At 68.5% G+C, this 22037-nt stretch carries 22 protein-coding genes and 1 pseudogene; 8 read left to right on the top strand and 15 right to left on the bottom strand.

The features are described 5' to 3' along the window. Positions 1 to 19: 19 nt before the first annotated feature. The 5 genes from ACWEF6_RS19555 to msrA form a co-directional block, all read right to left on the bottom strand. The gene (locus tag ACWEF6_RS19555; protein WP_449684246.1) at positions 20 to 823 is read right to left on the bottom strand and encodes an ABC transporter permease; all 804 of its coding nucleotides are present in this window, start codon (positions 821 to 823) and stop codon (positions 20 to 22) included. Then, positions 820 to 1794 (bottom strand): ATP-binding cassette domain-containing protein, encoded by a 975-nt coding sequence (locus ACWEF6_RS19550; protein ID WP_449684245.1) that lies wholly within the window; start codon positions 1792 to 1794, stop codon positions 820 to 822. The genes ACWEF6_RS19555 and ACWEF6_RS19550 overlap by 4 nt, the downstream gene beginning before the upstream one ends. Before the next feature lie 63 nt (positions 1795 to 1857). Further along, positions 1858 to 2373, bottom strand: a complete 516-nt coding sequence (locus tag ACWEF6_RS19545; RefSeq protein ID WP_449684244.1) for an OsmC family protein — start codon at positions 2371 to 2373, stop codon at positions 1858 to 1860. Between the two features lie 68 nt (positions 2374 to 2441). Further along, positions 2442 to 4718 carry a M4 family metallopeptidase gene (locus tag ACWEF6_RS19540; protein ID WP_449684243.1) on the bottom strand — a complete coding sequence of 759 codons (2277 nt, stop codon included), beginning with the start codon at positions 4716 to 4718 and terminating at the stop codon, positions 2442 to 2444. Between the two features lie 323 nt (positions 4719 to 5041). Further along, on the bottom strand, positions 5042 to 5557 hold the full coding sequence (gene msrA / locus ACWEF6_RS19535; RefSeq protein WP_310971477.1) for a peptide-methionine (S)-S-oxide reductase MsrA: 516 nt from the start codon (positions 5555 to 5557) through the stop codon (positions 5042 to 5044). A 140-nt stretch (positions 5558 to 5697) separates the two neighbouring features. On the opposite strand from msrA, the gene ACWEF6_RS19530 reads away from it, so the two are divergent. Beyond that, complete coding sequence (locus tag ACWEF6_RS19530; RefSeq protein ID WP_449684242.1) at positions 5698 to 6078, top strand: STAS domain-containing protein; 381 nt, start codon at positions 5698 to 5700, stop codon at positions 6076 to 6078. 3 nt (positions 6079 to 6081) lie between these two features. Here the strand turns inward: ACWEF6_RS19530 and ACWEF6_RS19525 are convergent, their stop codons facing one another. Beyond that, complete coding sequence (locus tag ACWEF6_RS19525; protein WP_449684241.1) at positions 6082 to 6549, bottom strand: 2OG-Fe dioxygenase family protein; 468 nt, start codon at positions 6547 to 6549, stop codon at positions 6082 to 6084. 181 nt (positions 6550 to 6730) lie between these two features. Between ACWEF6_RS19525 and ACWEF6_RS19520 the strand changes: the two genes are divergently transcribed. Further along, complete coding sequence (locus tag ACWEF6_RS19520; RefSeq protein WP_449684240.1) at positions 6731 to 7162, top strand: DUF4760 domain-containing protein; 432 nt, start codon at positions 6731 to 6733, stop codon at positions 7160 to 7162. 12 nt (positions 7163 to 7174) lie between these two features. Here ACWEF6_RS19520 and ACWEF6_RS19515 read toward each other — a convergent pair whose 3' ends face one another. Next, positions 7175 to 7480 carry a hypothetical protein gene (locus ACWEF6_RS19515; protein WP_310971482.1) on the bottom strand — a complete coding sequence of 102 codons (306 nt, stop codon included), beginning with the start codon at positions 7478 to 7480 and terminating at the stop codon, positions 7175 to 7177. A gap of 123 nt (positions 7481 to 7603) precedes the next feature. Between ACWEF6_RS19515 and ACWEF6_RS19510 the strand changes: the two genes are divergently transcribed. Both ACWEF6_RS19510 and ACWEF6_RS19505 read left to right on the top strand, forming a co-directional pair. Then, a complete protein-coding gene (locus tag ACWEF6_RS19510) occupies positions 7604 to 8515 on the top strand; it encodes a hypothetical protein (RefSeq protein ID WP_449684239.1) in 912 nt (303 codons plus the stop codon). A gap of 61 nt (positions 8516 to 8576) precedes the next feature. Next, complete coding sequence (locus ACWEF6_RS19505) at positions 8577 to 9014, top strand: L,D-transpeptidase (protein ID WP_310971484.1); 438 nt, start codon at positions 8577 to 8579, stop codon at positions 9012 to 9014. Here the strand turns inward: ACWEF6_RS19505 and ACWEF6_RS19500 are convergent. Together ACWEF6_RS19500 and ACWEF6_RS19495 are read right to left on the bottom strand one after the other, a co-directional pair. Then, on the bottom strand, positions 8969 to 9418 hold the full coding sequence (locus ACWEF6_RS19500) for a hypothetical protein (RefSeq protein ID WP_449684238.1): 450 nt from the start codon (positions 9416 to 9418) through the stop codon (positions 8969 to 8971). The two genes, ACWEF6_RS19505 and ACWEF6_RS19500, sit on opposite strands and share 46 nt — an antisense overlap. Further along, complete coding sequence (locus ACWEF6_RS19495; protein ID WP_449684237.1) at positions 9415 to 9852, bottom strand: hypothetical protein; 438 nt, start codon at positions 9850 to 9852, stop codon at positions 9415 to 9417. Before ACWEF6_RS19495 ends, ACWEF6_RS19500 begins: the two co-directional genes overlap by 4 nt. A 105-nt stretch (positions 9853 to 9957) precedes the next feature. Between ACWEF6_RS19495 and ACWEF6_RS19490 the strand changes: the two genes are divergently transcribed. Next, a complete protein-coding gene (locus tag ACWEF6_RS19490) occupies positions 9958 to 11319 on the top strand; it encodes an NAD-dependent succinate-semialdehyde dehydrogenase (protein ID WP_449684236.1) in 1362 nt (453 codons plus the stop codon). Positions 11320 to 11357: 38 nt separating this feature from the next. Here the strand turns inward: ACWEF6_RS19490 and ACWEF6_RS19485 are convergent, their stop codons facing one another. Then, entirely contained in the window at positions 11358 to 11576 is a 219-nt protein-coding gene (locus ACWEF6_RS19485; RefSeq protein ID WP_449684235.1) for a tyrosine-type recombinase/integrase, read from the bottom strand. A 68-nt stretch (positions 11577 to 11644) separates the two neighbouring features. Here ACWEF6_RS19485 and ACWEF6_RS19480 point away from each other — a divergent pair. Next, a pseudogene (locus ACWEF6_RS19480) lies at positions 11645 to 11701 on the top strand (hypothetical protein); the annotation flags it as partial. Between the two features lie 192 nt (positions 11702 to 11893). On the opposite strand, the gene ACWEF6_RS19475 reads toward ACWEF6_RS19480, so the two are convergent. Together ACWEF6_RS19475 and ACWEF6_RS19470 are read right to left on the bottom strand one after the other, a co-directional pair. Further along, entirely contained in the window at positions 11894 to 14374 is a 2481-nt protein-coding gene (locus ACWEF6_RS19475) for an AAA family ATPase (protein WP_449684234.1), read from the bottom strand. A 670-nt stretch (positions 14375 to 15044) separates the two neighbouring features. After that, positions 15045 to 17831, bottom strand: a complete 2787-nt coding sequence (locus tag ACWEF6_RS19470; RefSeq protein WP_449684233.1) for a tetratricopeptide repeat protein — start codon at positions 17829 to 17831, stop codon at positions 15045 to 15047. Between the two features lie 415 nt (positions 17832 to 18246). On the opposite strand from ACWEF6_RS19470, the gene ACWEF6_RS19465 reads away from it, so the two are divergent. Both ACWEF6_RS19465 and ACWEF6_RS19460 read left to right on the top strand, forming a co-directional pair. Next, complete coding sequence (locus ACWEF6_RS19465) at positions 18247 to 18618, top strand: DUF742 domain-containing protein (RefSeq protein ID WP_449684232.1); 372 nt, start codon at positions 18247 to 18249, stop codon at positions 18616 to 18618. Positions 18619 to 18657: 39 nt separating this feature from the next. After that, on the top strand, positions 18658 to 19518 hold the full coding sequence (locus ACWEF6_RS19460; protein WP_449684231.1) for an SDR family NAD(P)-dependent oxidoreductase: 861 nt from the start codon (positions 18658 to 18660) through the stop codon (positions 19516 to 19518). Here ACWEF6_RS19460 and ACWEF6_RS19455 read toward each other — a convergent pair. From ACWEF6_RS19455 to ACWEF6_RS19445, 3 genes are read right to left on the bottom strand one after another with little or no spacing between them, the layout of a single operon-like run. After that, on the bottom strand, positions 19515 to 21122 hold the full coding sequence (locus tag ACWEF6_RS19455; RefSeq protein ID WP_449684230.1) for a WXG100 family type VII secretion target: 1608 nt from the start codon (positions 21120 to 21122) through the stop codon (positions 19515 to 19517). The two genes, ACWEF6_RS19460 and ACWEF6_RS19455, sit on opposite strands and share 4 nt — an antisense overlap. Next, entirely contained in the window at positions 21122 to 21436 is a 315-nt protein-coding gene (locus ACWEF6_RS19450) for a hypothetical protein (RefSeq protein ID WP_310971494.1), read from the bottom strand. The genes ACWEF6_RS19455 and ACWEF6_RS19450 overlap by 1 nt, the downstream gene beginning before the upstream one ends. Continuing rightward, on the bottom strand, positions 21433 to 21927 hold the full coding sequence (locus ACWEF6_RS19445; RefSeq protein ID WP_449684229.1) for a YbaB/EbfC family nucleoid-associated protein: 495 nt from the start codon (positions 21925 to 21927) through the stop codon (positions 21433 to 21435). The genes ACWEF6_RS19450 and ACWEF6_RS19445 overlap by 4 nt, the downstream gene beginning before the upstream one ends. Positions 21928 to 22037: the final 110 nt, after the last annotated feature.

Genomic DNA, 22037 nt, shown 5'->3' with positions numbered 1-22037 from the left:
CCTCACGGACAGCCGGCACCTACTTGCTCGCCACCCGGCGGTACCGGGCCGTCGCCAGCGGGGCGAAGATCGCGATGATCGCCACGCAGCACAGGATCGAATACAGGGCCGCGTTCTCCGCCGGCCAGCCCGTCTGCGGGGCGCCGAACTTGTTCCCGAACAGGTCACGGGTCGCGTTGATCACCGCCGTGAACGGGTTCCAGTCCGCGATCGCCTTCAGGAACGCCGGGAGCGTGTCGGTCGGGACGAACGCCGAGGAGATGAAGCTCAGCGGGAACATCCAGATCAGGCCCGCGCTCTGCGCCACCTCGACGCTGCGCGCGGCCAGGCCGATCAGCGCGCCGACCCAGGACAGCGCCCACGCGAACATCAGGATCACCAGGTAGCCGAGCAGCGCGTCCCAGAAGCTGCCGCGGATCCGCCAGCCCACCAGCAGCCCGCACAGCGACATCACGACCAGCGCCACCACGCTGACCACCAGGTCCGACGTCGTGCGGCCGAGGACCACCGCGACGCGGGACATCGGCAGCGAGCGGAACCGGTCGATGATGCCCTTCTGCAGGTCGTTGGCGAACCCGATGACCGTGAACGCCGAGTTGAACGCCACCGTCTGGGCGAAGATCCCGGCGATCAGGAACTCGCGGTACGCCGCGCCGCCCGCTTCGCCGCCGATCGCGTTGCCGAAGACGTAGGCGAACAACAGCACGAACATGATCGGCTGCAGCGTCGCCGCCATCAGCCAGTCCGGGTTGCGGCGGACGTTCATCAGGTTGCGCCAGGTGACGATGCCGCCGTCGGAAATGCCTTTTGCGAGCGCGTTCACTTCGCCGCCTCCTCAGCCGAAGCACCGTGGCCGGTCAGGGACAGGAAGACGTCGTCCAGGGTCGGGCGGTGCAAGCCGACATCCTGGACCGTGATGCCGTGGGAGTCGAGCCGCCGCAGCGCCTCGATCAGCGCCTTCGGCCCGGTGTCGACCAGGATCTCGGCCCGGCGCGTGTGGTCGTCGCCGGACGGTTCACCCGTGCCGACCTCGCGCAGGACGTCCAGCGTCACCGGCAGGTCCGCGGCCGAGGCGACGACCAGCTCCAGGCGCTCGCCGCCGATCTGGGCCTTCAGCTCGTCCGCCGTGCCGCGCGCGATCACCCGGCCGTGGTCGATCACCACGATCGAGTCGGCGAGCTGGTCGGCCTCTTCGAGGTACTGGGTGGTCAGCAGCACGGTCGTGCCGTCGGCCACGAGCTCCTTGATGACGGCCCAGGTGTCGAGGCGCCCGCCCGGGTCGAGGCCGGTGGTCGGCTCGTCCAGGACGACGACGGTCGGCTCCGCGACCAGCGCGCCGGCCAGGTCGAGCCGGCGGCGCATGCCCCCGGAGTAGCCCTTCGCCGGCCGGTCGGCGGCCTCTTCGAGCCGGAACCGCGTCAGCAGCTCGCGGGCGCGGGTGCGGGCCGCGGCCTTCTTCCGGCCGTAGAGGCGCCCGACCATGTAGAGGTTCTCGAACCCGGTGAGGTTCTCGTCGACGGCCGCGTACTGGCCGGACAGCCCGATCCGCCGCCGCACCTCGTCCGGCTCGGCCAGCACGTCGTACCCGGCCACGTGCGCGGAGCCCGAGTCCGGGCGCAGCAGCGTGGTCAGGATGCGCACGGTGGTGGTCTTCCCGGCGCCGTTCGGGCCGAGCAGGCCGAGCACCTGCCCGGCCGGGATGTCGAGGTCGACGCCGTCGAGCGCGCGCGTCGAACCGTAGGTCTTCACGAGCCCGCGTACCCGGACGGCGACGTCCGGTCCCGGCTGCGGCATGGTGGCTCCCCCTTCAGGTGACCCCGACAAGCTAGGCCACCTTGCCCGATTTGTCCTCCGGGTTTATCCCTGAGCCGCCGAAAGCGTGACGGCGAACTCCGGCGGTGTCCGCAGCGACTGGAAGACGACGCAGTAGCGCTCGGTCAGCTTCTTGAGCGTCGCCAGTTCGTCCTCGCCGGCGTCGGTGTCCAGGTCGAACGAGAGCCGGATGGCGCGGAAGCCCACCGGAGCGTCCTTCGCGACGGCCAGCGTGCCGCGGAAGTCGAGGTCGCCCTCGGCCCGGACGCGCCCGGCGCGGACCTCGAGGCCCAGCGACGTCGCGACGGCCCGCAGCGTCACGCCGGCGCAGGCGACGAGCGCTTCGAGCAGCATGTCCCCCGAACAGGCGAGGGTGCCGTCGCCGCCGGTAGCAGGGTGCAGGCCCGCTTCCACGACCGCGCGGCCAGTCTCGACCTTGCACGAGATGCCGAGGCCGTCCAGCTCGGCGTCGGCGTGGAGCGTCACGAGCGCGCTCTCCGGCTGCTCGCGGTACTTGTCCTTCAGCGGGGCCTGGGTCGCGCGCAGCTCTTCGGTGTCCATGCGCCGATTCTGCTCCGGAAAACACTGAAGCGGGGAGACCGTGGTCTCCCCGCTTCAGTGGTTCAGCTTCAGCTCAGCGTCACGGCCACGTCGTCGATGACGAACGAGGTCTGCAGCGAGCTGTCCTCGGTGCCGGTGAACTTCAGCGCGAGGGTGCCGCCGGCCGCCGACGAGACGTCGATGGTCTTGAGCGCGTACCCGGACGCCTTGTTCAGGTTGGAGTAGCTGCCCAGCGTCGTGCTGCCGTTGGTGACGGTCAGCTTGTCGTAGGCGGTGGAGGAGGTCGTCTCCGCGGTGTCGATGTGCAGGTAGAACGTCAGGCTGGCGTGGCAGCCCGCCGGGATGCTCACCGACTGCGCGATCGACTCGGTGTGCGTGGTGCCGTAGCCGTCCAGCCAGGACGAGTACGTGCCACCGTGGGCGGCCTGGCCCTGCGAACCCCACTGGCCGATGGAGCCGGTGGTGCCGGTCCAGCTGGTCGCGCCGGATTCGAAGCCGCCGTTGGCGATCTTCTGGCCGGAGCAGCCGCCGGTGGTGCCGACCGTCCACGAGAACGACGCCGTGCCGGTCTTGTTGGCCGCGTCCTTCGCCGTCACCGTGACGTTCGAGGTGCCCGCGGTGGTCGCGGTGCCCGAGATCGTGCCGGTGGAGGCGTTGATCGACAGGCCGGCCGGCAGGCCGGTGGCCGACCAGGTGTACGGCGCGGTGCCGCCGGAAGCCGACAGCGGCAGGTTCACCGAAGCGCCGGTCACGGTGGACTGGTTGCCGGGGTTGGACACGGTGACGGTGCCGGTCGCCGAGCAGGTCGGGTCGGCCGACTGCGCCGGCACGCTGATCGCGTCCCACGCCGCCTTGACGGTGTTGAACTCGGTGCAGCTGCCCGGGAACAGGTTCTTCGCCGCGGTCAGCGTCCAGGTGCGGTACTTCAGGTACGAGCTGCTGGAGGTCTTGAGCAGCATCGCGTTGTAGAAGATCTTCACCGCGGTCTGCACGCCGAGGCCGGTGACGGTGGAGCTGTTGCACGTGCTGCTGGTCGGCTGCCCGTTGGTCGGGTTCGTGCCCTCGGCCAGCAGGTAGAACCAGTGGTTGCCGGGGCCGGCGGCCGCGTGCACCTCACCGTTGGGAACGCTGCTGTCGTAGCAGTTCTTGTCGCCCAGCGCCGACGGGTTGTACATGTTGCGGATCGGGCCGGAGCCGACCAGGTTGACCTGCTCGCCGACGAGGAAGTCCGGCTGGTCGTAGGGAGCGGGCTCGTTCGCGAACCACTCGGTCGAGGCACCGAAGACGTCCGCGACGAACTCCTGGGTGCCCGCACCCGAGATGCCGCCCGGGGTGTGGTCGTCGATGCCGTGGCCGTGCTCGTGCGCCACGACGTCGATCGAGCCGATCCAGCCGCCGGCGGTGTTCTTGCCGATCTGGACCTGGCTGCCGTCGTAGTAGGCGTTCTGGTCGTTGAGGCCGACGCGGATCGGCCAGCCGCCGCCGTTGCCGTCGAAGCCGTTGCGGCCCAGCCACTGCGAGAGCATCTTGTTCTCGGTCTGGGCGGCGAACAGCGCGTCGACGCAGCCGGTCTCCCGGTTGCTGGCGGTGCCGTTGCCCCAGAGGTCGTCCGGCCCGCTGAAGGTGGTGTTGTTGGCCGCGTCCTGGCAGGACGTGTTGGTGATCGTGGGGTCCTTCAGCGAGTACGTGCTGCCCGAGTGGGTGGTGTCGAGGTGCACCGGGTTCGGGCCGTTCCACGCGCTGGTGCCGTCACCGTTGAGGACGTGCTCCTGCGTCTTGAGCACCTTGCCGGTGGTGGCGTCGACGATGACGTCGAGCCGGCTCGGGCCTTCGGCGTCGCGGCCGACGACGGTGCTCTTCCACGCCAGCGCCGGCGTGCCGAGCGCGTAGACGACCTGCTGCGCGGGGCTGACGCTGTCCACCGCGGACAGCTGCTGCCGCGCGGTCGCCTCGGCCGCGGCCTGGGAGACCTTCGCCGTCGTGGTGGCGAGGTCGATCGTCTGGTCCTGCGCGACGGAGGTGCCGAGCACCTGGCCCGTCGAGTCGGTGGCGACCACGAAGTCGCCACCCACCACGGCCAGGCCCTTGTAGCTGCGCTCGTACGGGATGTACTTCAGGCCGTTGGTGGCGGAAATCGCCTTCTGGGCCAGGAAAACGTCGTCCGCGCTCGCGTGCAGCGCGGCGGGCCTGCTCGCCACGAGCCCGGCCGCCGCCGACACGGCCAGGGTCTGGGCGTCCGGGACGGCGTTCGGGGTGACGGGCTGGGCCTGGGCGGTGGTGGTCGTGCACACCGCGGCGATGAGGGCGCCGCTCGCGGCCAAGACGAATGGACGTCTCAGTTGCATCGAAGGATCTCCTCCGGGCAGGGCGAACCGGCCCGGGGTCGAGCCGGGCCGAGAACGGGGACGACGGGGAAAAATGGTGCGGCTTAGCGGAAATCAGCATCCGGTGTGAAAGCGCCGTGAACAAGCGACGAACGTAGGAGTCTTATCGGCAAGTCGCAATACATCCTAAAAAGGACATTTGACATCTTTGGGATCGGGCTCGGCGGCTGTCCACTTAGGACCAATCGAAGATCACCGCCGTTCGGACGATCTTCACTGCGTCCGACATGACGAAGGGCCCCTCCGCCGGTGATCGGCGAAGGGGCCCTTCGGTGCTACTGGCGTCAGGCGGTCTTCTCACGCTTCGGGAGCTTCCAGCCCGGGCGCACGAAGTGGCACGTGTACCCGTTCGGGATGCGCTGCAGGTAGTCCTGGTGCTCCGGCTCGGCCTCCCAGAAGTCACCCACCGGGGCGACCTCGGTGACGACCTTGCCCGGCCACAGCCCGGAGGCGTCGACGTCGGCGATCGTGTCCTCGGCGACCCGCTTCTGCTCGTCGTTCTCGAAGAAGATCGCCGAACGGTAGCTCAGGCCGATGTCGTTGCCCTGGCGGTTCTTCGTCGTCGGGTCGTGCACCTGGAAGAAGAACTCGAGCAGGTCGCGGAACGTGGTCCGCGCGGGGTCGTAGATCACCTCGATGGCCTCGGCGTGCGTGCCGTGGTTGCGGTAGGTGGCGTTCGGGACGTCGCCGCCGCTGTAACCGACCCGGGTCGAGATCACCCCGGGCTGACGGCGGAACAGCTCCTGCATGCCCCAGAAGCAGCCGCCGGCCAGGACGGCCCTTTCGGTTGACGTGGTCACGGCGTCACTCCTTCTCCTCGTGCGGTGCTACCGCCCGTTACAACTGCCCCGGACCTCCCATGATTCCACGCGGGTATTACGGAAGCCTGACGTCCCGTGCGACCATGGGGGGCGGGACGGGATGGCTCCCGGGAGGCGCGATGCGCGACGAGGAAGTCGCCTCGGAACGCTCCGGCGGCGTGCTGGTCGTCGAGATGTGCGGCGAGCCGGGGATCCGGACGGTGCTGACCTGGGCGTCGGTGCTCGAGACCGCGCTCTGCGAGCTGCCGAGCCCCCGGTTCCTGGTGCTCGACCTCGGCCCGCTGGGGTTCTTGACCGCCCGCGGGGTCCGTGGGCTGCTGAGCGTGTTCGAGGTGTGCCGGAAGCGCGAGATCTCCGGCTGCCTGATCGTCTCGCCCGGGGGTGACGTCGAACGCGTGGTCCGGCTCACCGGGCTGGCCGGCCAGGTCCCGGTGTTCCCGCACCGGCTGCTCGCGGTCGCCCGCTACCAGCCGGCGGAGATGCGCTGGCTGCTGTGCTGAGCGTCAGCCGAGGCCGTAGGTCTGCGGGTGGTCCACGGTGCAGACGAGGGCGTCCCGCCGGACGTGGCCGCCCTCCGGGGCGATCAGCGGGCTGGCCGTGTGCAGGAACCGGGCGTCCTCGAACACGATGAGCTGCCCCGGCTCCAGCCGCTGCGAGTGCACCGCCGTGTCCGGGGCTTCGGGGCGGAAGAGCGTCGTCTCGGCACCGGTGCCGGCGCGGTCCACGACGTAGACGAAGACGAACTCCTCGCCGTCGGCGTGCGGGCGCGTGACGGCGGTGGTGAACGTCCGGAAGAGGTTGACGCCGAACGTCCCCCGCGCCCGGCGCCGGCTTTCCGGGACGAGCCCGAGCACGGCGCGGATCCAGGCCGCGAACAGGGGGTCGTGCGCCACCGGCGTCCGGGCGTACTCGCGCCGCTCGGGGCGGCCGCCGCGGTCCTCGATGGCGATCTCGGGGTGTTCGGCCAGCACCGGCGTCTCGCCGTGCCAGGCGTACTCGACGACGTCCCGGGCCCGCTCCCGGTCGGCGGGGATGTCGCCGGGGTAGCGGTGCAGGCCGCAGGTCTTCGCCCGGGAGGACGGGAAAGTCGAAAGCCATGCGTTGGTCCCAACGTCAAGGAACGGATCAGCCGAACTGCGCGGACCGGATCTCGTGGATCAGGGCACGGCTCTCCTCGGGTTCGAAGGATGCGTCGAAGCGCTGGCACCCGAGTATCGCGACAGCGTCTATTCGGTCTGCTACTTCTTCGACTACCTGGGGGTTCTGCTGGCGTTCGGGTTGATCGAGCGAGACCTCGTCGTCGGATCGCCGGGAACACACATCGTGCGCACCTGGTCGCTGCTTGAGCCGCACATCGCAGCTGAACGGGAACACCGCAGCCACGCGTACCCCGCCGACGCCCCGGCCGGGTTCCTGCGCTACTTCGAGTCGCTCGTTGCGCTCGTCCGGCAGTCCGGTGGCCGATCCGCCGGCGAGATGATCGGCCACCGGCTCGGTTTGCCGAGTCTCAGCGTCCCTATGGCACGGCGCGCCGGCCGGCTGAGCCCGCGGAAGCGGATCTCAGCCGACTCGCCGCACGCGTGATGTGACGCAGAGTCACTCACCGCGCATCGAACGGCGGATCTCGGCCAGCCTGTCCTTGGCGGCCTGGTCGCGATCGGCGATCTTCTTGTCGAGGGTCTCGGCCGTGTTCTCGGTCCCGAGGCCGGCGACGTCGACCGAGCCGAGCGACGTGGTGTACCGGTTCTCGATCTTGTCGCGGACGAAGTCGAAGCTGGGCACGCCACCTTCGCTGTAGTCCGCCTCCGGCAGTGGCGGCGACGGGATCGCCAGCGCCTCGGTGGGGGTGTCGTCGACGATTTCGCCCTCGACCACGTTCGGGTCGCCGTCGGGTTTGCTCATCTCCCGACTTTAGCGCCGGTGTGGGCACTCCGGCCGTGACCAGTGGGTAATTCGGCCGTGGGCCCGGCCGGCGCGGTGGGGAATTCTCGGGCGTGCACAGCCGGTGTCCGGAGGGAGCAGACCATGAGTGCCGGGGCCTACCGCGCCGAAACCGCGGAAATGGGAGCGGTCGTACGGGCGGTCGAAGACGTCGGGTCGTCCTTCTTGTCGGCCACCCGCGACCTGGAAGGCCTGGTGCTGGACGCGTTGTCCTTCGCCGGGATCGGCAGCGGTGTCGCGGCCGCCAACACGGCGCTGCACTCCACGCTGGGCAGCGCGCTGCAGAAGCTGCTGAGCCTGCTGGTCAACGTGAACCAGAACGTCCAGAAGGCCGCGGACGGCTACCGCGCGGCCGACTCCGACGTCGCCCAGGCCTACGGCGGCGGCGGTGGGCAGGGCGGGGGCGGCGCCGCGGCGGCCGCGGCACCGCAGCAGCTCGACCCGCGGGTCGTCGACTCGATCATGCGGTCCGAAGGCGCGACCGGGGAGCAAGGCGGCGTGCCCGAGGCGTACGGCTTCCGGCAGAACATGCACAACGGCTACGACCGGATCATCGCCGCGCGCGAGCAGTACGGGATCGGCAGCGCCGAGGAACGCGCCGTCGTCGCCGACCTGATGACCGCGAACGCGCGGACCGCCGGCGCGCTCAACTTCACCGACCCCGGCACCCAGGCCGCGATCATGTCCGGGGCGCACATGCGCGGCGCCGGCGGGGTGCGCGCGATCCTCAACCACATGGCGGGCGAGGACATCGTGCGCAGCTCGCGCACCCTGAGCGACGCGACGATCCAGCACGTCCAGGGGCTGACGCCCGAGCAGTTCCAGCAGGAGTTCCGCGACGCCCGCGTCGAGTACGACCGCCAGGTCTACGGCGGGACGACGACCACCCAGGGCGGGCACACGCAGAACTGGTGGGACCGCTACGGCAACGGCCTGACCCGCCGCTACGACCGCGAGCAGGCCGAATTCCTCGGGCTTTCGCAGCCGCCGAACTGATTCGAAGATCGCCCGAGTGGGCACTCTCGTTGGGTAGCCGAACGACAACGGGAGGCACACGATGAACCGGAGGATGATCGCACTTCTGGGCGGGGTCGCCGCGATGGCGGGGACCGTGGCGTTCGCGGGAACGGCCGAAGCGGCGTCGACGCCGTGCAGTGCCGAAGCGAAGGCCTGCGTCCAGCGCAGTTCGAATACCGCGTGGCTGACCGACGGCGCCGGGAACGTCACCTACGGCGGCGTCCCGATCACCGTGGGGCTGCCGAAGTACCCGACCCCGGTGGGGAAGTTCCACGTGCAGTACAAGGACATCGACCACTACAGCAAGCAGTACAACGGGCCGATGCCGTACTCGGTGTTCTTCACCACCACCGGGGTCGCGTTCCACCAGGGCAGCCTGAAGGTCAAGTCCCACGGGTGCGTGCACCTTTCGCACGCGGCCGCGGTGAAGTTCTACACCTCGCTGCACCCGGGTGACGTCGTCGAGGTCGTGCCCTGATCCGTCCGGTGTGGACGGTCGAGGAGCGCGCCGGTGACGGCGCCGAACACCAGGTGGTCCAGGATCTGCGGCCCGCGTGGCAAGGCCCGCACGGCGGGGTAGGCGCGGGCCGCGATCCCGAGATCGAGTGCGGCGATGGCGAGTCCCGCGATCGCACCGCCGCCGGCCCCGAGCCGGTGGCGGCGCGCGATCGTGGCGAGCACGCCGGTCCAGGCCGCGGAGACGGCGAGGTGAGCGATCAGCCCGGCGGCGACGCCAGGCCGGTCGCGCCGTCCGGGGAGCAGGGTGCCGGCCGCTCTGGTGGCGGCCAGGACGTCGGTGCCGGTGAGGAGCGCGTGGGTGGTCGACGGTAGCCCGCTGACCACCGCGGCGATGGCGCCGGCGTGGGCCGGTCTCACCGTCATCCCGCCAGGTAAGCCGCCACCCGGATCCGCAGGCCTCGGACGCGGGGGAGCGCGATGGTGAACGCCCGCGCCGGCCGGTAGCCGGGCCACGGATCGCCGTGCGTGCAGGGTCCGGCGAAGTAGACGAAGCCGTCTTCGTCGTCGTAGCGGCCGGGTGACCAGATGGCCGCGTCACCCGCGCGACGGTCCGGACAGGCCGCCCGGGCGATCCAATAGTCGTCCTTCTTCATGACGCGGCGCAGCTGGGCTGCGAACCCCGGCAGTTCGGCCTCCGGCAGGCCGAGGCCGCGTCCGCTCCACACCCGCGGCGCGCGTTCCGGCGTGCGGGCGGGGCAGCCGAAGGTCACCGCGGCGTCGGCGTAGTGCCGGGTCCAACGAGCGGTTTTCGGGGCCGGTGCGGCGAAAGCGGGTCCGCCGGTGAGTTCCAGCGTCATGGGGGAACGATAGTCGATCAAGCGGCCAGGGGTACCGCCGCGCGGGTGCCGATCTTCCCGCGCATAGTGTATACAGTATCCAGTAGCCTGGCGAAGGAGGCCGCTTTGTACACAGTCACCAACCCGGCGACGGGCGAGCTGGTCGACGAGATCCCGAACGCGGCCGACGAGGAGGTCCGCGCCGCGATCGACCGGGTCCACCGCGGGTACGCGGCCTGGCGGGCCCGGCCGGTCGCCGAGCGGGCGGCGGTCGTGCTGCGCGCGGCGGAGCTGTTCGCCGAACGCGCGGACGAGCTCGCCGCGATCATGACCCTGGAGATGGGCAAGCGGATCAACGAAGGCCGCGGCGAGGTCGGCGTCGTCGCGGACATCTTCCGGTACTACGGCGAGCGCGGCCCGGACCTGCTGGCGGACGAGCCCCTGCCGATCCGCGGCGGCCGGGCGGTGCTGACGAAGGAGCCGATCGGGGCGCTCCTGGGCGTGATGCCGTGGAACTTCCCGTGCTACCAGGTCGCCCGGTTCGTGGCGCCGAATCTAGTGCTGGGCAACACGATCCTGCTGAAGCACGCGTCGATCTGCCCGCGGTCGGCGGTCGCGATCGAGGCGGTGCTGCGGGACGCCGGCGTGCCCGCGGACGCGTACGTGAACGTCTTCGCGTCGAGCCGCCAGGTCCCGTGGATGCTCGCGGACCCGCGCCTGGCGGGGGTGTCGCTCACGGGCAGTGAGCAGGCGGGCATCGCGGTGGCGGCCGAAGCCGGGCGCAACCTCAAGAAGTGCGTCCTCGAGCTGGGCGGCTCCGACCCCCTGATCGTCCTGGACACCGACGACCTGGACGAAACGGTCAGAACCACGGCCACGGCCCGGATGCGCAACTGCGGCCAGTCGTGCAACGCGCCGAAGCGCATCATCGTGCTGGGCGAGCTGTACGAGGAGTTCGCCGACCGGTTCGCCAAGCGCGTGACGGAGTACTACGTCCCGGGCGACCCAGCGGACCCGGCAACCACCCTGCCACCCCTCGCATCAGCGTCGGCGGCCGACGAGGTGGCGGCCCAGATCGAGACGGCAATCGCCGAGGGAGCAACGCTGCGCGCGGGCGGCCACCGAATCCCGGGCCCGGGAGCGTATGTGGAGGCAACGGTCCTGACGGAGGTGGCCCCACAGATGGCGGCGTACCACGAGGAGATCTTCGGCCCGGTGGCGCTGCTGTTCCGCGCATCGACGGAGGAAATGGCGGTGGCCCTGGCGAACGACACGCCGTTCGGCCTGGGGGCGAGCGTGTTCGCCACCGACCGCGAGCGAGCGGCCCGCGTCGCCCGCGGGATCGAGGCGGGAATGGTGTACGTGAACAAGTCGGGCGGCTCGGAGGCGGACCTGCCGTTCGGGGGGATCAAACGGTCGGGGCTGGGGCGGGAGCTGGGGGTGTTGGGGATTGAGGAGTTTATGAACAAGAAACCGATACGCCTCTGACCTGCTGTTTTGTTGCGTTTAGCCCCGCCAGGCCGTCGTCAGGCCGTCTCGGAATCCTGGGCCGTTCCTTGCGGCCGGCGGGGCTTGAACACGCGGTTGGTCGCCGCCCGGGCACGCTTGTGGCTCGACGGGACGAGGTGGGTGTAGATCCGGAGCGTGTAGCCCGGGTCGTGGTGGCCGAGGTACTCGGCGACTTCCTTGATCGACACGCCGTTGGCGAGCATGGTGGACGCGAAGAAGTGCCTTATGGCGTGCATGTCGTCCCGAGACGCTGGCCGAAGCGGCGATTCGTGAGGTTCGCGAAGAGACCGGTATTGAATGCGAAGTGATTGGGGTTATTGGCCTGTACTCGGATCCGAAGCATGTGATTGCCTACGACGACGGCGAAGTTCGCCATGAGTTCTCCATCTGCTTTCGCGCCAAAGCAACCGGTGGGACCGTCGTACAAGTGATGAAAGCAGCGAGGTTCATTGGGTTCCAGTTGAAAAGATTGCGCAATTGCAGGTTCATCAGGCAATACTGTTGCGCATTGAGTATGCTATGCGAAAGTCGAATACTACTTTCTTCAGCTAGCTCAAATCTCGGGCTCACGTCTTGTGGTCCACTGGCTCCTAAGCTTATCCCAGGCTTTCCGAGCCTCCGACCGCTCAAGTGCGTCCCAGATTCGGCTAATATCTTTTCTTGCTTCGGTGGAAATCAGATCCCAATCAAGGCCGGTATCGAGTTCGCCGAAGTTCTCATATTGCTCGTCTAGGTAGGTTAGAAAATCTTCGGCTCGATCCAGTCTATCCTCGATAGTTCTAGCCTCGCCGAGCTTAGGGCGCACCTCGTCGGACAGGATCGGAGTGTCTACCACTACCGCGTCGTAGTACACGAAAAGATGAGTCAATCGATGAAGCAAGTATGCGCCATTTTGTGTGATCCTAAAGCGTTCAGACGCTCCTGTGCCAGTGGTGCCTTCGTCGATGGAGACATCGATAAGTCCAGCATCTGCACCGCGGGCTAGTGCCGCGTCCACTTCGTCTCCTCGAATTCCAAGAGATTGACAGTTGTCATATATTGCCTCCGACAAAATAAAACCCAGCTCGGCAGACGCATGATGAGCTTGTCGCTCAAGAAAGTTCAGAATCACAAGGAGGCTGAAATGCTCTCTCGGGCTACGTGACGAAATATCAAAAGCATTTGCAATAGGGGATGCAGTTGGGTCGAAATGTTCGGTGTCACCGTACAGAATCGCTCGCAAGAACTCATGTAATGGAATAATGTAGCGGCCAGTCTTGCGGTAGATATCTAGGATCTTCCGGGTGTCCACATGGCCGCTTCCAACAAATGATGTCAGAAGATTTAGTGCTTGCCTGACATTTCCTTGACTCACGTTGTCCAAACACTCGCTCAACTGTGTATTCGTAGACAGTGATCGAATCAGGACGTCGATGTAGTCGCGTAAGAGCGAGCTGTCAAGAGTGATACCCTCGGCGCCCAGGGAAAATCGTCCAGCATTGATAACCTGTTGGGCGAACTTGAGTCGCCTGATGACAACCTGATCAATGCGTGGCGGTGAAATGGTAAAGACCCTTGGCTGATACGCTGCAAGGGATCCGGTCTTGCGAGAGTGATTGAATGTATCCGGACGCAAGCTGATGAATGTAGTCAGATTCCAGGACTCCGAAAGGCTCTGGGCGATGAGGTAGACGGCATCCTGAAATTCGGAATCCCTTTGGTCGATGTTGTCAAAGAATACTACTGCGGACCGCTTCTGTGAAGCTCGGAGATGCTCGAACGATGCTTTCAGATGGCTCTCTAATTTGCCCGTGAGGTCTGCGAGTAGCGACAGTTCTTTCTCGAGATACTTCGAAGGATCCGCCTCTTTCAGGGGGCCATAGATGCCGCGAGCCAGACGATTAAGTTCGCCGTTGTACACTGCGCGAACGAAATCATTTGAATATAGGTCTACGTCATAATTGTCAAGTAACTGTTTTGCAAAGTTTTCAGTAACGAAGGTTTCGAGATCGCGGCGAAGGGCGGGTTGGGATCCAAAGTCGACGTAGAGAACAATTGATTTTTCCAACTCCTCTTTGGCGTCGATACGAACAAGGTGGCGGATGAAAGTCGTTTTACCTACGCCGACGTCGCCTAAAAGTACAACCGGCCTTCGGCTGACCCCCTTGGCAATTACAGCTTCAAAGAGCTCGCGTGAGATTCCGTCCTTGCTTGTGACCGACGTGGTCTTCGAGCCCTGGGCCGCAGAAATCTCGGAATATCTATTTCGCAATATTTCTTTACTGACCAGAGCATACTGGGAAAGGGCACCGCTGGAGCAGTAACACTCCCGAAGGAAATCGTCCTCAAGCTCTTTGGCCTTGACGATATCCTGCAGGAAGAGTTCGCCAAGAATGTCGAGCTCTATTTCAATCTCGTTGCGAGATTTTAAGCCAGGATATCGAAATAGTCGCTGTGATAGCTTCTCTGGTGGAAGTGGTCGGGACTCACTCGTCAGTAATTCTTCAAGAGTGCCATGGTTGACCCCCTCGGGACTTAACCAATTCCAAAGGTCTATGAACTTTTCTTCCATCTCGCGCAAGCTGCGAAAAACAACAGCGCGCCCGCTTGTCGGTGCTGTGCCGTCAACCCTGCTGCCGATAAACGCAACAAGTTGATTTCCGTTTGTAACCGCCGCTAGGCCGACTCCTCGACTTGAGCAGTATGATGCGGCTTGCTTTACGGCGGCAGTGAGATTTGGATTTCCCTTTAAGAGATTAGGAAGTCGAACGATCTGCGGGCCGCCGGCTGAAGGAATGGAGAAGTACACCCCCTCCTTTTTGGCCTCTACTATCAGTCGTGTCGCCGGCTTTCCTAGAGAGTAATCAGTATAAGTTCCATCTAGTGGATCTTCTAAAATGCAGTCGTCTCGACGCCAGCCTAGGGCGTCAAAAAATATCCGGTCAATTATTTGCAAGCGCGTGGTAGCTTCGTTCCTGCCGTCGTCCCGGTCTTCGTTCTCGACGGCCAGTTCGCCCATCACGATGGCGCCGCGGTCGAAGCTTGCTTGCGTCACAAGTTACCTCCTCGGAGGCTGAGTCTAAGGGCTGAGCGAAGCTAGCTGCCGAATTTGGCTCTATGGAATCAAGGCGCGCCGCCAGCGGCGGCGCGCACGTCACCACCCGTGCGGCTGGGCCGCCCGCATGCGACACGGACGGCCTGCCGCTCCGCTCCGGCCGCCGGTCGCAGGGCGGCCCGCCGGAGGGCCGGCCGCGTACGCGTGCCGCCGGGAGCTGATTGATCCACTCGTCCCCATACGGCCAGAGACGTCGCCGAGTCGATCAGTGTTACGCCGTTAGCGCCACAATCGGGTGAACCGCTCCCTCGTCGGCGATCGTTTAACGCCGGCCGACCGCCATCAAGGGCGCCTACGGCGTCGCTGCGCGATGGACGCAAGCGCCCACCCTTGACACCGGTCCTCCGGCGCTAACGGCAGCGGGGACGAGGAAGACGGGGAGGTCTGCCACCAGGCCAGACGGGCACAGGGGCGGCGAGGAGCCAGGCCGTCTACAGGCCGTCAGAAGTCCAGACAGGCCCGGACACGACCGGACCCAACAGACGTAAAAGAGCAGTTCAGAGGCGGTACGCCCAAGAATGCCCCGAGGCCCACCGACCGCCTGGATAGTTCATGAACAAGAAACCGATCCGCCTCTGAGTCCTACTTCTTGATCGACTGCATGCAGACCTCAGCCGGAGATCAGCTCGTCGAGCAGAGCGCGCACTTCCTCGGCCTCCGGTGCGCGCAACTCCGTGTACGCCACCAAAGCCGCTTCCAGGTGTGACAGCGCCTCGGCGTCGTTCCCGGCCGCCCGGTGGGCGACCCCCAGCCCGTGCTGGGCGAATGCTCGCTCACGAAGGTGGCCGGTCCGGCGGGCCAGCGCCAACGCCTTCTCGTACAACGCGATCGCCTCGGGGCCCGTCTTCGTCGCCGCCAGGTCGTTCAAGGCTGTCACCTCGAGATTCGTGATGCCGCCGACCCGGGCGAACTCCAGCGCGCGGCGGAAGTGGTCGTCGGCTTCCCTTGGACGGCCCAGGCCCGCGTACGCGCTTCCCAGCGCCGACAGCACCGGGCCGCCCAGGCCCGGCGAGCCGAGGTCCTCCGCGATGCGGCCGCTCTGGTGCAGGTACTCCACCGCCTTCAGGTGGTTGCCGCACCAGCGGTGGTGCTCGCCGATATTGCACAGCGCGATGCCCTCCAGCAGCGCGTGGCCCGTCCGGCGCGCCGCCGCGAGGGCCAGGTCGTACTGCTTGCGGGCGTCCGGGCGGTGGCCGCGGATGTCGTCGATCGTCGCGATGCTGTTGCGGGTCATGCTCTCCAGGAGGTCGTTCCGCTGCGCCAACGCCAGGGACAGGGCCTGCTCGAGGTGCTCGGCGGCCGCGTCGAACCGGCCGAGCAGGATCAGCGTCATGCCGACGGCGTGGTTCGCGAAACCCCGTTCCCGCGTGCCGGGGCTCGTCAGCGCCAGCGCGGTCGTGTGGAGCGTCAGCGCTTCGTGGTGGTGGGCCGCGATGTACAGGTAGCGCCAGAGCGTCGCCGACAGATCGATCACGTGGCCGGCCAGGGCCTCCGGGGCGCTGGTGGCCAGCGCCACCAGCGTGGCCCGCTCGGTGTCCAGCCAGGCCCGGGCGGCCTCGCCGGACGCGAACGTGGGGCGCGGACCGTGCGGCCGCGGCCGCAGGTAGGGCTCGTGCGGGGAGAAGAGGTCCATGGCCGCCGACGCCGAGGACAGGTAGTGGTCGAACAACCTGGTCGACGCCGTGAGGCGGATGGCCTCGTCGTCGGTCGTCGTCACGAGCTCGGCCGCGTAGAGCTTGACGAGGTCGTGCATCCGGAAGCGGCCCGGCTGGTGCTCCTCCAGGAGGTTGGCCGCGCACAGCACGCGCACCGCCCGGGCGTCCCCGAACAGCGCCGTCGCGGCCGCGCGGCCGATGTCGCCGGCCGGCAGCAGGCCGAAGAGGCGGAACGCGGCCGCGGCGGCCGGGGAAAGCGAGCGGTAGGAAGCGTCGAACACCGCGCGCAGGCTCGCCGTCAGCTCGCCGGTGTCCAGGGCGTCCAGCCGGCCTTCCCGCAGTTCGGCCGCGAGCGCGGACAGCCGCCGGTCCGGCTGGGCCGCGACGCGCGCGGCGACGATCGCCAGTGCCAAGGCCATTCCGCCGCACTGGGTCAGGATTTCCTGCGCCGCTTCGGGTTCCTCGCCCAACAGGGGCGCGCCCAGCCTGTCCGCGAGCAGCTCCCGCGCCTGGTCTTCGTCGAGGGTGCGCAGCGGCAGCGCGCTCGCGCCGTGCGTGGTGAGCAGGCCGCCGAGCTCGTGCCGGCTGGTGATCAGGACCGAGCAGGACGACCCACCCGGCAGCAACGGCGTCACGTGCCCGGTGTCGCGCGCGTTGTCGAGGACCACGAGCAGCCGGCGCCGGGCGGTGAGGCTGCGGTACAGCGCCGCCTGCCCGTCCGGGTCCGGCGGGATCGACGCCGGCGCGACGCCCAGCGCACCGAGGAACCCGCGGACCGCCCGCTCGGCCGGCACCGGTTCGTGGGCCGGGTCGAAGCCGCGGAGGTCGACGTACAGCTGGCCGTCGGGGTAGCGGCTCGCGTGCTCGGTCGCCCACCGCACGGCCAGCCACGTCTTCCCGAGGCCGCCCGCGCCGGAGATCACCGCCACCGCGCCGTCGCGCGACAGCATCCGGCCGAGCGCCGCCAGTTCGGACGCGCGTCCGGAGAACGACGGCGCCGCGGCCGGGAGCTGCCGGGGCTCCGGGCCGCCGCCGGTGAGGATCCGTTCGTGCAGGCCGCGCAGCCGCGGGCCGGGGTCGGCGCCGAGCTCGTCCGCCAGGCGCGCCCGGACCTCCTCGTACTCCCGCAGCGCGTCGGCCGGACGCCCGTCGAGGAACAGCGCTTCGATCCGCTGGGCCGCCGCCCGTTCGTCGCCGCCGCCGGGAACGGACCGGGCGAGCACGGCGGCGTGGGCCCCGGTGCGCAGCCGGAGGTCGTCGCGGTCCAGGACCGCTGCGTCGCGCTTGCGCTCCAGCTCGCCGCGGACGTCGTCGACCCACGGCGAGTCCAATTCGCTGAGCGGGGTGCCGCGCCAGAGGGCCAAGGCTTCGTCGTACAGCGCGAGCGCGGCGTGGTCGTCGCCGGTCTGCTTCGCCCGCCGGAGGAGGCTGTCGAACCGGTGGACGTCCACCAGCAGCGGATCGGCCTTCAGGAGGTAGCCGTCGCGTTCGCGCTCGATCGTGACGCCGTCCAGCGCGCTCAACAAGGTTCGCAGCCGTGAGACGTACGCGTACAGCGAGTTCCTCGGGTGCCGCGGTGGCCGCTCGCCCCACACGCGGTCGATGAGCCGGTCGGCCGGGACCGCCCGGCCGGCGTCGAGGAGCAGCACCGCGAGCACGTCACGCTGCCGCGCGGGCCCGATGTCGAGCCGGGTGCCCCCGGCCACGACCTCGACCGCGCCCAGAACCCGCAGTTCCACCACGTTCCGCCCCTCCCTGCCTCAGGCGTAGCGGATCGGCGGCGTCCCGGCAAGGTCTCGCCAAGGTTTTCCCAACGGTCCCCGGGCACCGTGACGGCACGGACGACGAGGGGAGCCCCGATGATTTCCGACGCCTACCTCCGCGCACGCATCGCCGAGGTCAAGCAGGAGTTCGCCGCCGCCTACCGGTGGCGGCGGCAGCTGACGCGCCTGCTGGCCGCGCCCGGGAGGCACCGGCGGAGTTGTCAGAACCCTGATAATCGGGCTCGATGACCTTCCTCCCTCGGAGTGGTGTCGTTCAACGGCGCGGCTCCGACCTGCAGTTTACCGTCCGTTAGCCTGTTCGGTCGATTGCGGTGGAGTCGATCACGGTGTCGAATAATCGCCTACAAGGATTAATCGCCGTGAGGAGCTGGCTGTGCACTGGGGGACCGCGCTCGAAGACGGAGGAGCGGCGGGGCTCGTTCGTCCGTACTTCCGCACCCACGGCCGGACGCGCCCGACGCGGGACCTCCCCGTCGAGACGCTCGTCTCGACCACCGCGCGCGGGCGGGCCATGACGCGCGGGAGCACGCAGGAAGAGTCGGAGATCTGCGTGCTGTGCCGCACTTCGCAGTCGGTCGCCGAGGTGGCCGCGCGCCGGCGGCTGCCGCTCGGCGTGGCGCGCGTCCTGCTCTCCGACCTGGCGGACCGCGGTCTCGTCGCCGTCCACACCGCGAAGCGCGGCAACGGCAACCGCCCCAGCATGGACCTGATGAAGCGCATCCTGTACGGCCTCAGCCGGCTCTGACCCCGGCCGGTAGCGTTGCCCCGGACGGGGAGGGCGGCGATGCGGGTTCTGGTGACCGGGGGCAACGCGGGGATCGGCTACTTCGCCGCCGAGCAGCTCGCTTCGGCGGGCGCGGAGGTGGTGCTCGGCAGCCGCGACCCGGGCAAGGCGCTGGCCGCGACCGAGTCGATCCGGACGCGGGTCCCCGGCGCGAAGGTGGGCCACGTCCGGCTGGACCTGGCCGACCTGGATTCCCTCGAACCGGACGTGGGCGAGCTGGACGCCGTCCTCTGCAACGCCGGTGTCGCGCTCGACGCGCCCCCGCGGCGGGAAACCCGGGACGGGCACGAGCTGATGTTCGGCACCAACCACCTCGGCCACTTCGCGCTGGTCGCGCGGCTGATGCCGGTGCTGGCCCCGGCCGCGCGGATCGTCACGACGGGCAGTTTCGCGGCGAAGTCGTCCAGCCTCGATTTCTCCGATCTGCAGAGTGAGCGGGACTACCGGCCGAAGCGAGCCTACGAGCGGTCGAAGCTGGCGCAGATGTTGTTCGCGCTGGAGCTCGACCGGCGGCTGCGGGCGGCGGGTTCCCGGCGGATCAGCGTGCTCGCGCACCCCGGCGGCGCGCTCGACTCGCTGACGCCGTCCCGGCCGCCGGTGCACACCCGCACGGCCGGCGCGTGGCTGCGCGGACTGCCGGCCCGGGTGGTGCTGCACGGCAAGGACGCCGGAGCACGACCGGCGGTCCGGGCCGTCCTCGACCCGGACGTCGAGGGCGGGCAGCTGTGGGGCCCGCGCGTGTTCGGCCTGCGCGGCCGGCCGCGGCGGGAACGCCGGTGGGCGAACCTGACCGACGACGCGGCCGCCGCGCGGCTGTGGGCGGAAAGCGTGGCGCTGACCGGGCTGGAGCCGCTCGGCTAGCTGTCGTCGTCCCCGCCGGTGACGTTGCCGATGCTGGCGGGCACGCCCTTGATCATGTCGACGACGGTCTTGCCGGCCAGGCCCGACTTGCCGAACCACGGGTCGGTCATCACCTTGATGGCCGACTCGAACTTTTCGGCGCCTTCCTTGCCGAAGAGCTTGCCGAGCTCGTGCACCGAGAAGTTGCTGATCTTGTCGAACTTCTGCATGATCTCGGGCGTCACACCGTCCATTTGGGACAGTTTGGTCTTGATGACGTCGGTCATCTGGTCGGTGAACGGCTTGTGCGGCTTGGGATCCGGGGTGGCCGGGGTGGTGTCCGGCTTCGGATCCGGGGTGGTGTCGGGCTTGGGCTCGGGAGTGGCCGACGCGGGGGCGGGCTCGGGCTTGGGTTCCGGGGTGGCCGACGACGACGAGGGTGCGGGCTCCGGCTTCGGTTCCGGCTTGGGCTCGGGAGTGGTGTCCGGCTTGGGCTCGGGCTTCGGCTCCGGGGTCGCCGAGGAGGGCGCGGGTTCCGGCTTGGGCTCGGGCTTGGGTTCCGGGGTGGCCGACGACGATGAAGGCGCGGGTTCCGGCTTGGGCTCGGGCTTGGGGTCCGGTGTCGTGTCCGGCTTGGGCTCGGGCTTCGGCTCCGGAGCGGCCGAGGAAGGGGTGGTATCGGGCTTGGGCTCGGGTTTGGGGTCCGGTTTCGGCTCGGGCTTCGGCTCCGGCGTTGCCGACGACGGCGTGGTGTCCGGCTTGGGCGCCGGGTCCGGCTTGGGAGCCGGTGCTGCGTCCGGCTTCGGAGTCGGCTTCGGAGTCGGCGTCGGGGTGAGGCTGCTCGTCGGGGGCTTGGCCGCCGCCAGGTCGTCACCCGCCTTGCCCAGCTTCGTCAGCGCCTGCAGGAGGTCGCCCAGCTTCTTCGCCAGCTGGGCCAGCTTTGCGCCGATCTTGCCCAGGGCCGTGGCCACCGTGCCGATCGTCGTGCCGATGAAGATCGCGATCGACGCCCCGAACGTCACCGGGGCCAGGGCCGCCGCGATCAGGGCGCCCTTGATGATCGTCGCCAGGAGCATGGCGATCAGGTCGCGGAGGATGCCGCGGAACGCGCCGACGATGCCGCCGGCGATCTTCATGTTCTTGCCGGCCTCGTCGAGGTAGCCGCCGAGGGAACCCAGTTGCGCCGTGACCGCGTCCATGTCCTTCTTGAACTGGTCCGCGGCCTGCCCGCTCCACTCCTTCAGCAGCGTGTCGAGCGCCTGCTGGTGGTCGGCCGACCACTGCTCCAGCTTCTTCTTCTCCGCCGTCAGCGCCTCGCTCGCCGCGGCGATGCCGATCGGGTCGCCCATCAGGATGTCCAGCGGCCAGCGCAGGATCGTGATGTGCTCGATGAGCCAGCCGATCCCGGCCGTCAGCAGGCTGCCGATCGGGTCCAGCACCAGCCCGATGGTCTCCAGCGCCATGCCGGCCGAGCCGATGCCGATCGCGACCTTGTCGTGCTCCTTGACGGCCTTGTCCAGGCCGATCGCCGCCTCGAAGAAGCCCGCGCCGGCCGACGCGTTGTCGCTGTTGAACAGTTCCGAACCGTGGAGGCTGACGTCCTTGCTCTGGTAGTCGTCGCCCACTATCCGAACCTCACGATCGAGTTCACGGCGTCTTCTTCGCCCGACTGGTAGCGCTTCGCGGCCTCGGTGACCTTGTCGGCGAACTCGCCGATCGTCTTGGCGTACTCCCCGAACTGGTGGTGCGCCTTGTCGGTCCAGGTGCTCGCGCCGGCCGCCATCAGCTGGCACGCCGGGTTGATGCCGAACATGCCGGGGTCGCACACCATGCCGCCGACGAGGTCCGCCGTGCTCTGCAGGTTCTTCTGCAGCTCGTCGAGGTGCTTGCCGAAGTTCGCCAGCGGGTCCGCCGAGACGCGGAAGCCGCCGCCGGTCACCAGGGGTTCGATTCGTCGTCGGAACGGTCGTCGGCCGCGGGACGGCGCCGGGGCACGGACGGCGGCGACGGCGGGACGGCCGGGGGCGGCGGCGTGGGCTCGGCGCTCTCCGGCGTCGCGAAGTCGCCGTCCGGCGGTGGGTCCGGCGGGAGAAAGGACCGGACCATCGCGGTCGACTCGCCGTCGCCGTTGATCGTGGCGAAGGAATCCGCGACGGCGCGGGCGGTCTGGCGCTGGGCGTCGCGCACCGCGCCCATGATCGCCGCCGTCAGCCGGGCCGGGCCCAGCTCGCACGCCCGGTGGCCGAGCTCGAGGTTCGTCAGGGCGCCGTTCGGGGCCAGGGTCACCGTGACCGAGCCGTCGCGGGTGCGGACCGTCGCCCCGGCCGCCGAGAGCGCTTCGTTCAGCGCGGCCGCCTTCGACTGCATTTCCCGGACCTGCCGCTCGAGCAGGAGCTGGAAATCTTCGCCTGGCCCCAGGTTCGGTTGCACTGGATCGACTCCTCGAAGCGCCGGCGCACTCGGCCGGACGCCTTGATCGGCCAGGTTAGCGCACACCGGATGGTCGTCCGGCGTTAACGGGGAGTATGCCTGGTTGTTCC

The organism is Amycolatopsis sp. NPDC004772, assembly GCF_053601215.1.
This window is presented reverse-complemented; position numbering and strand designations above follow the sequence as displayed.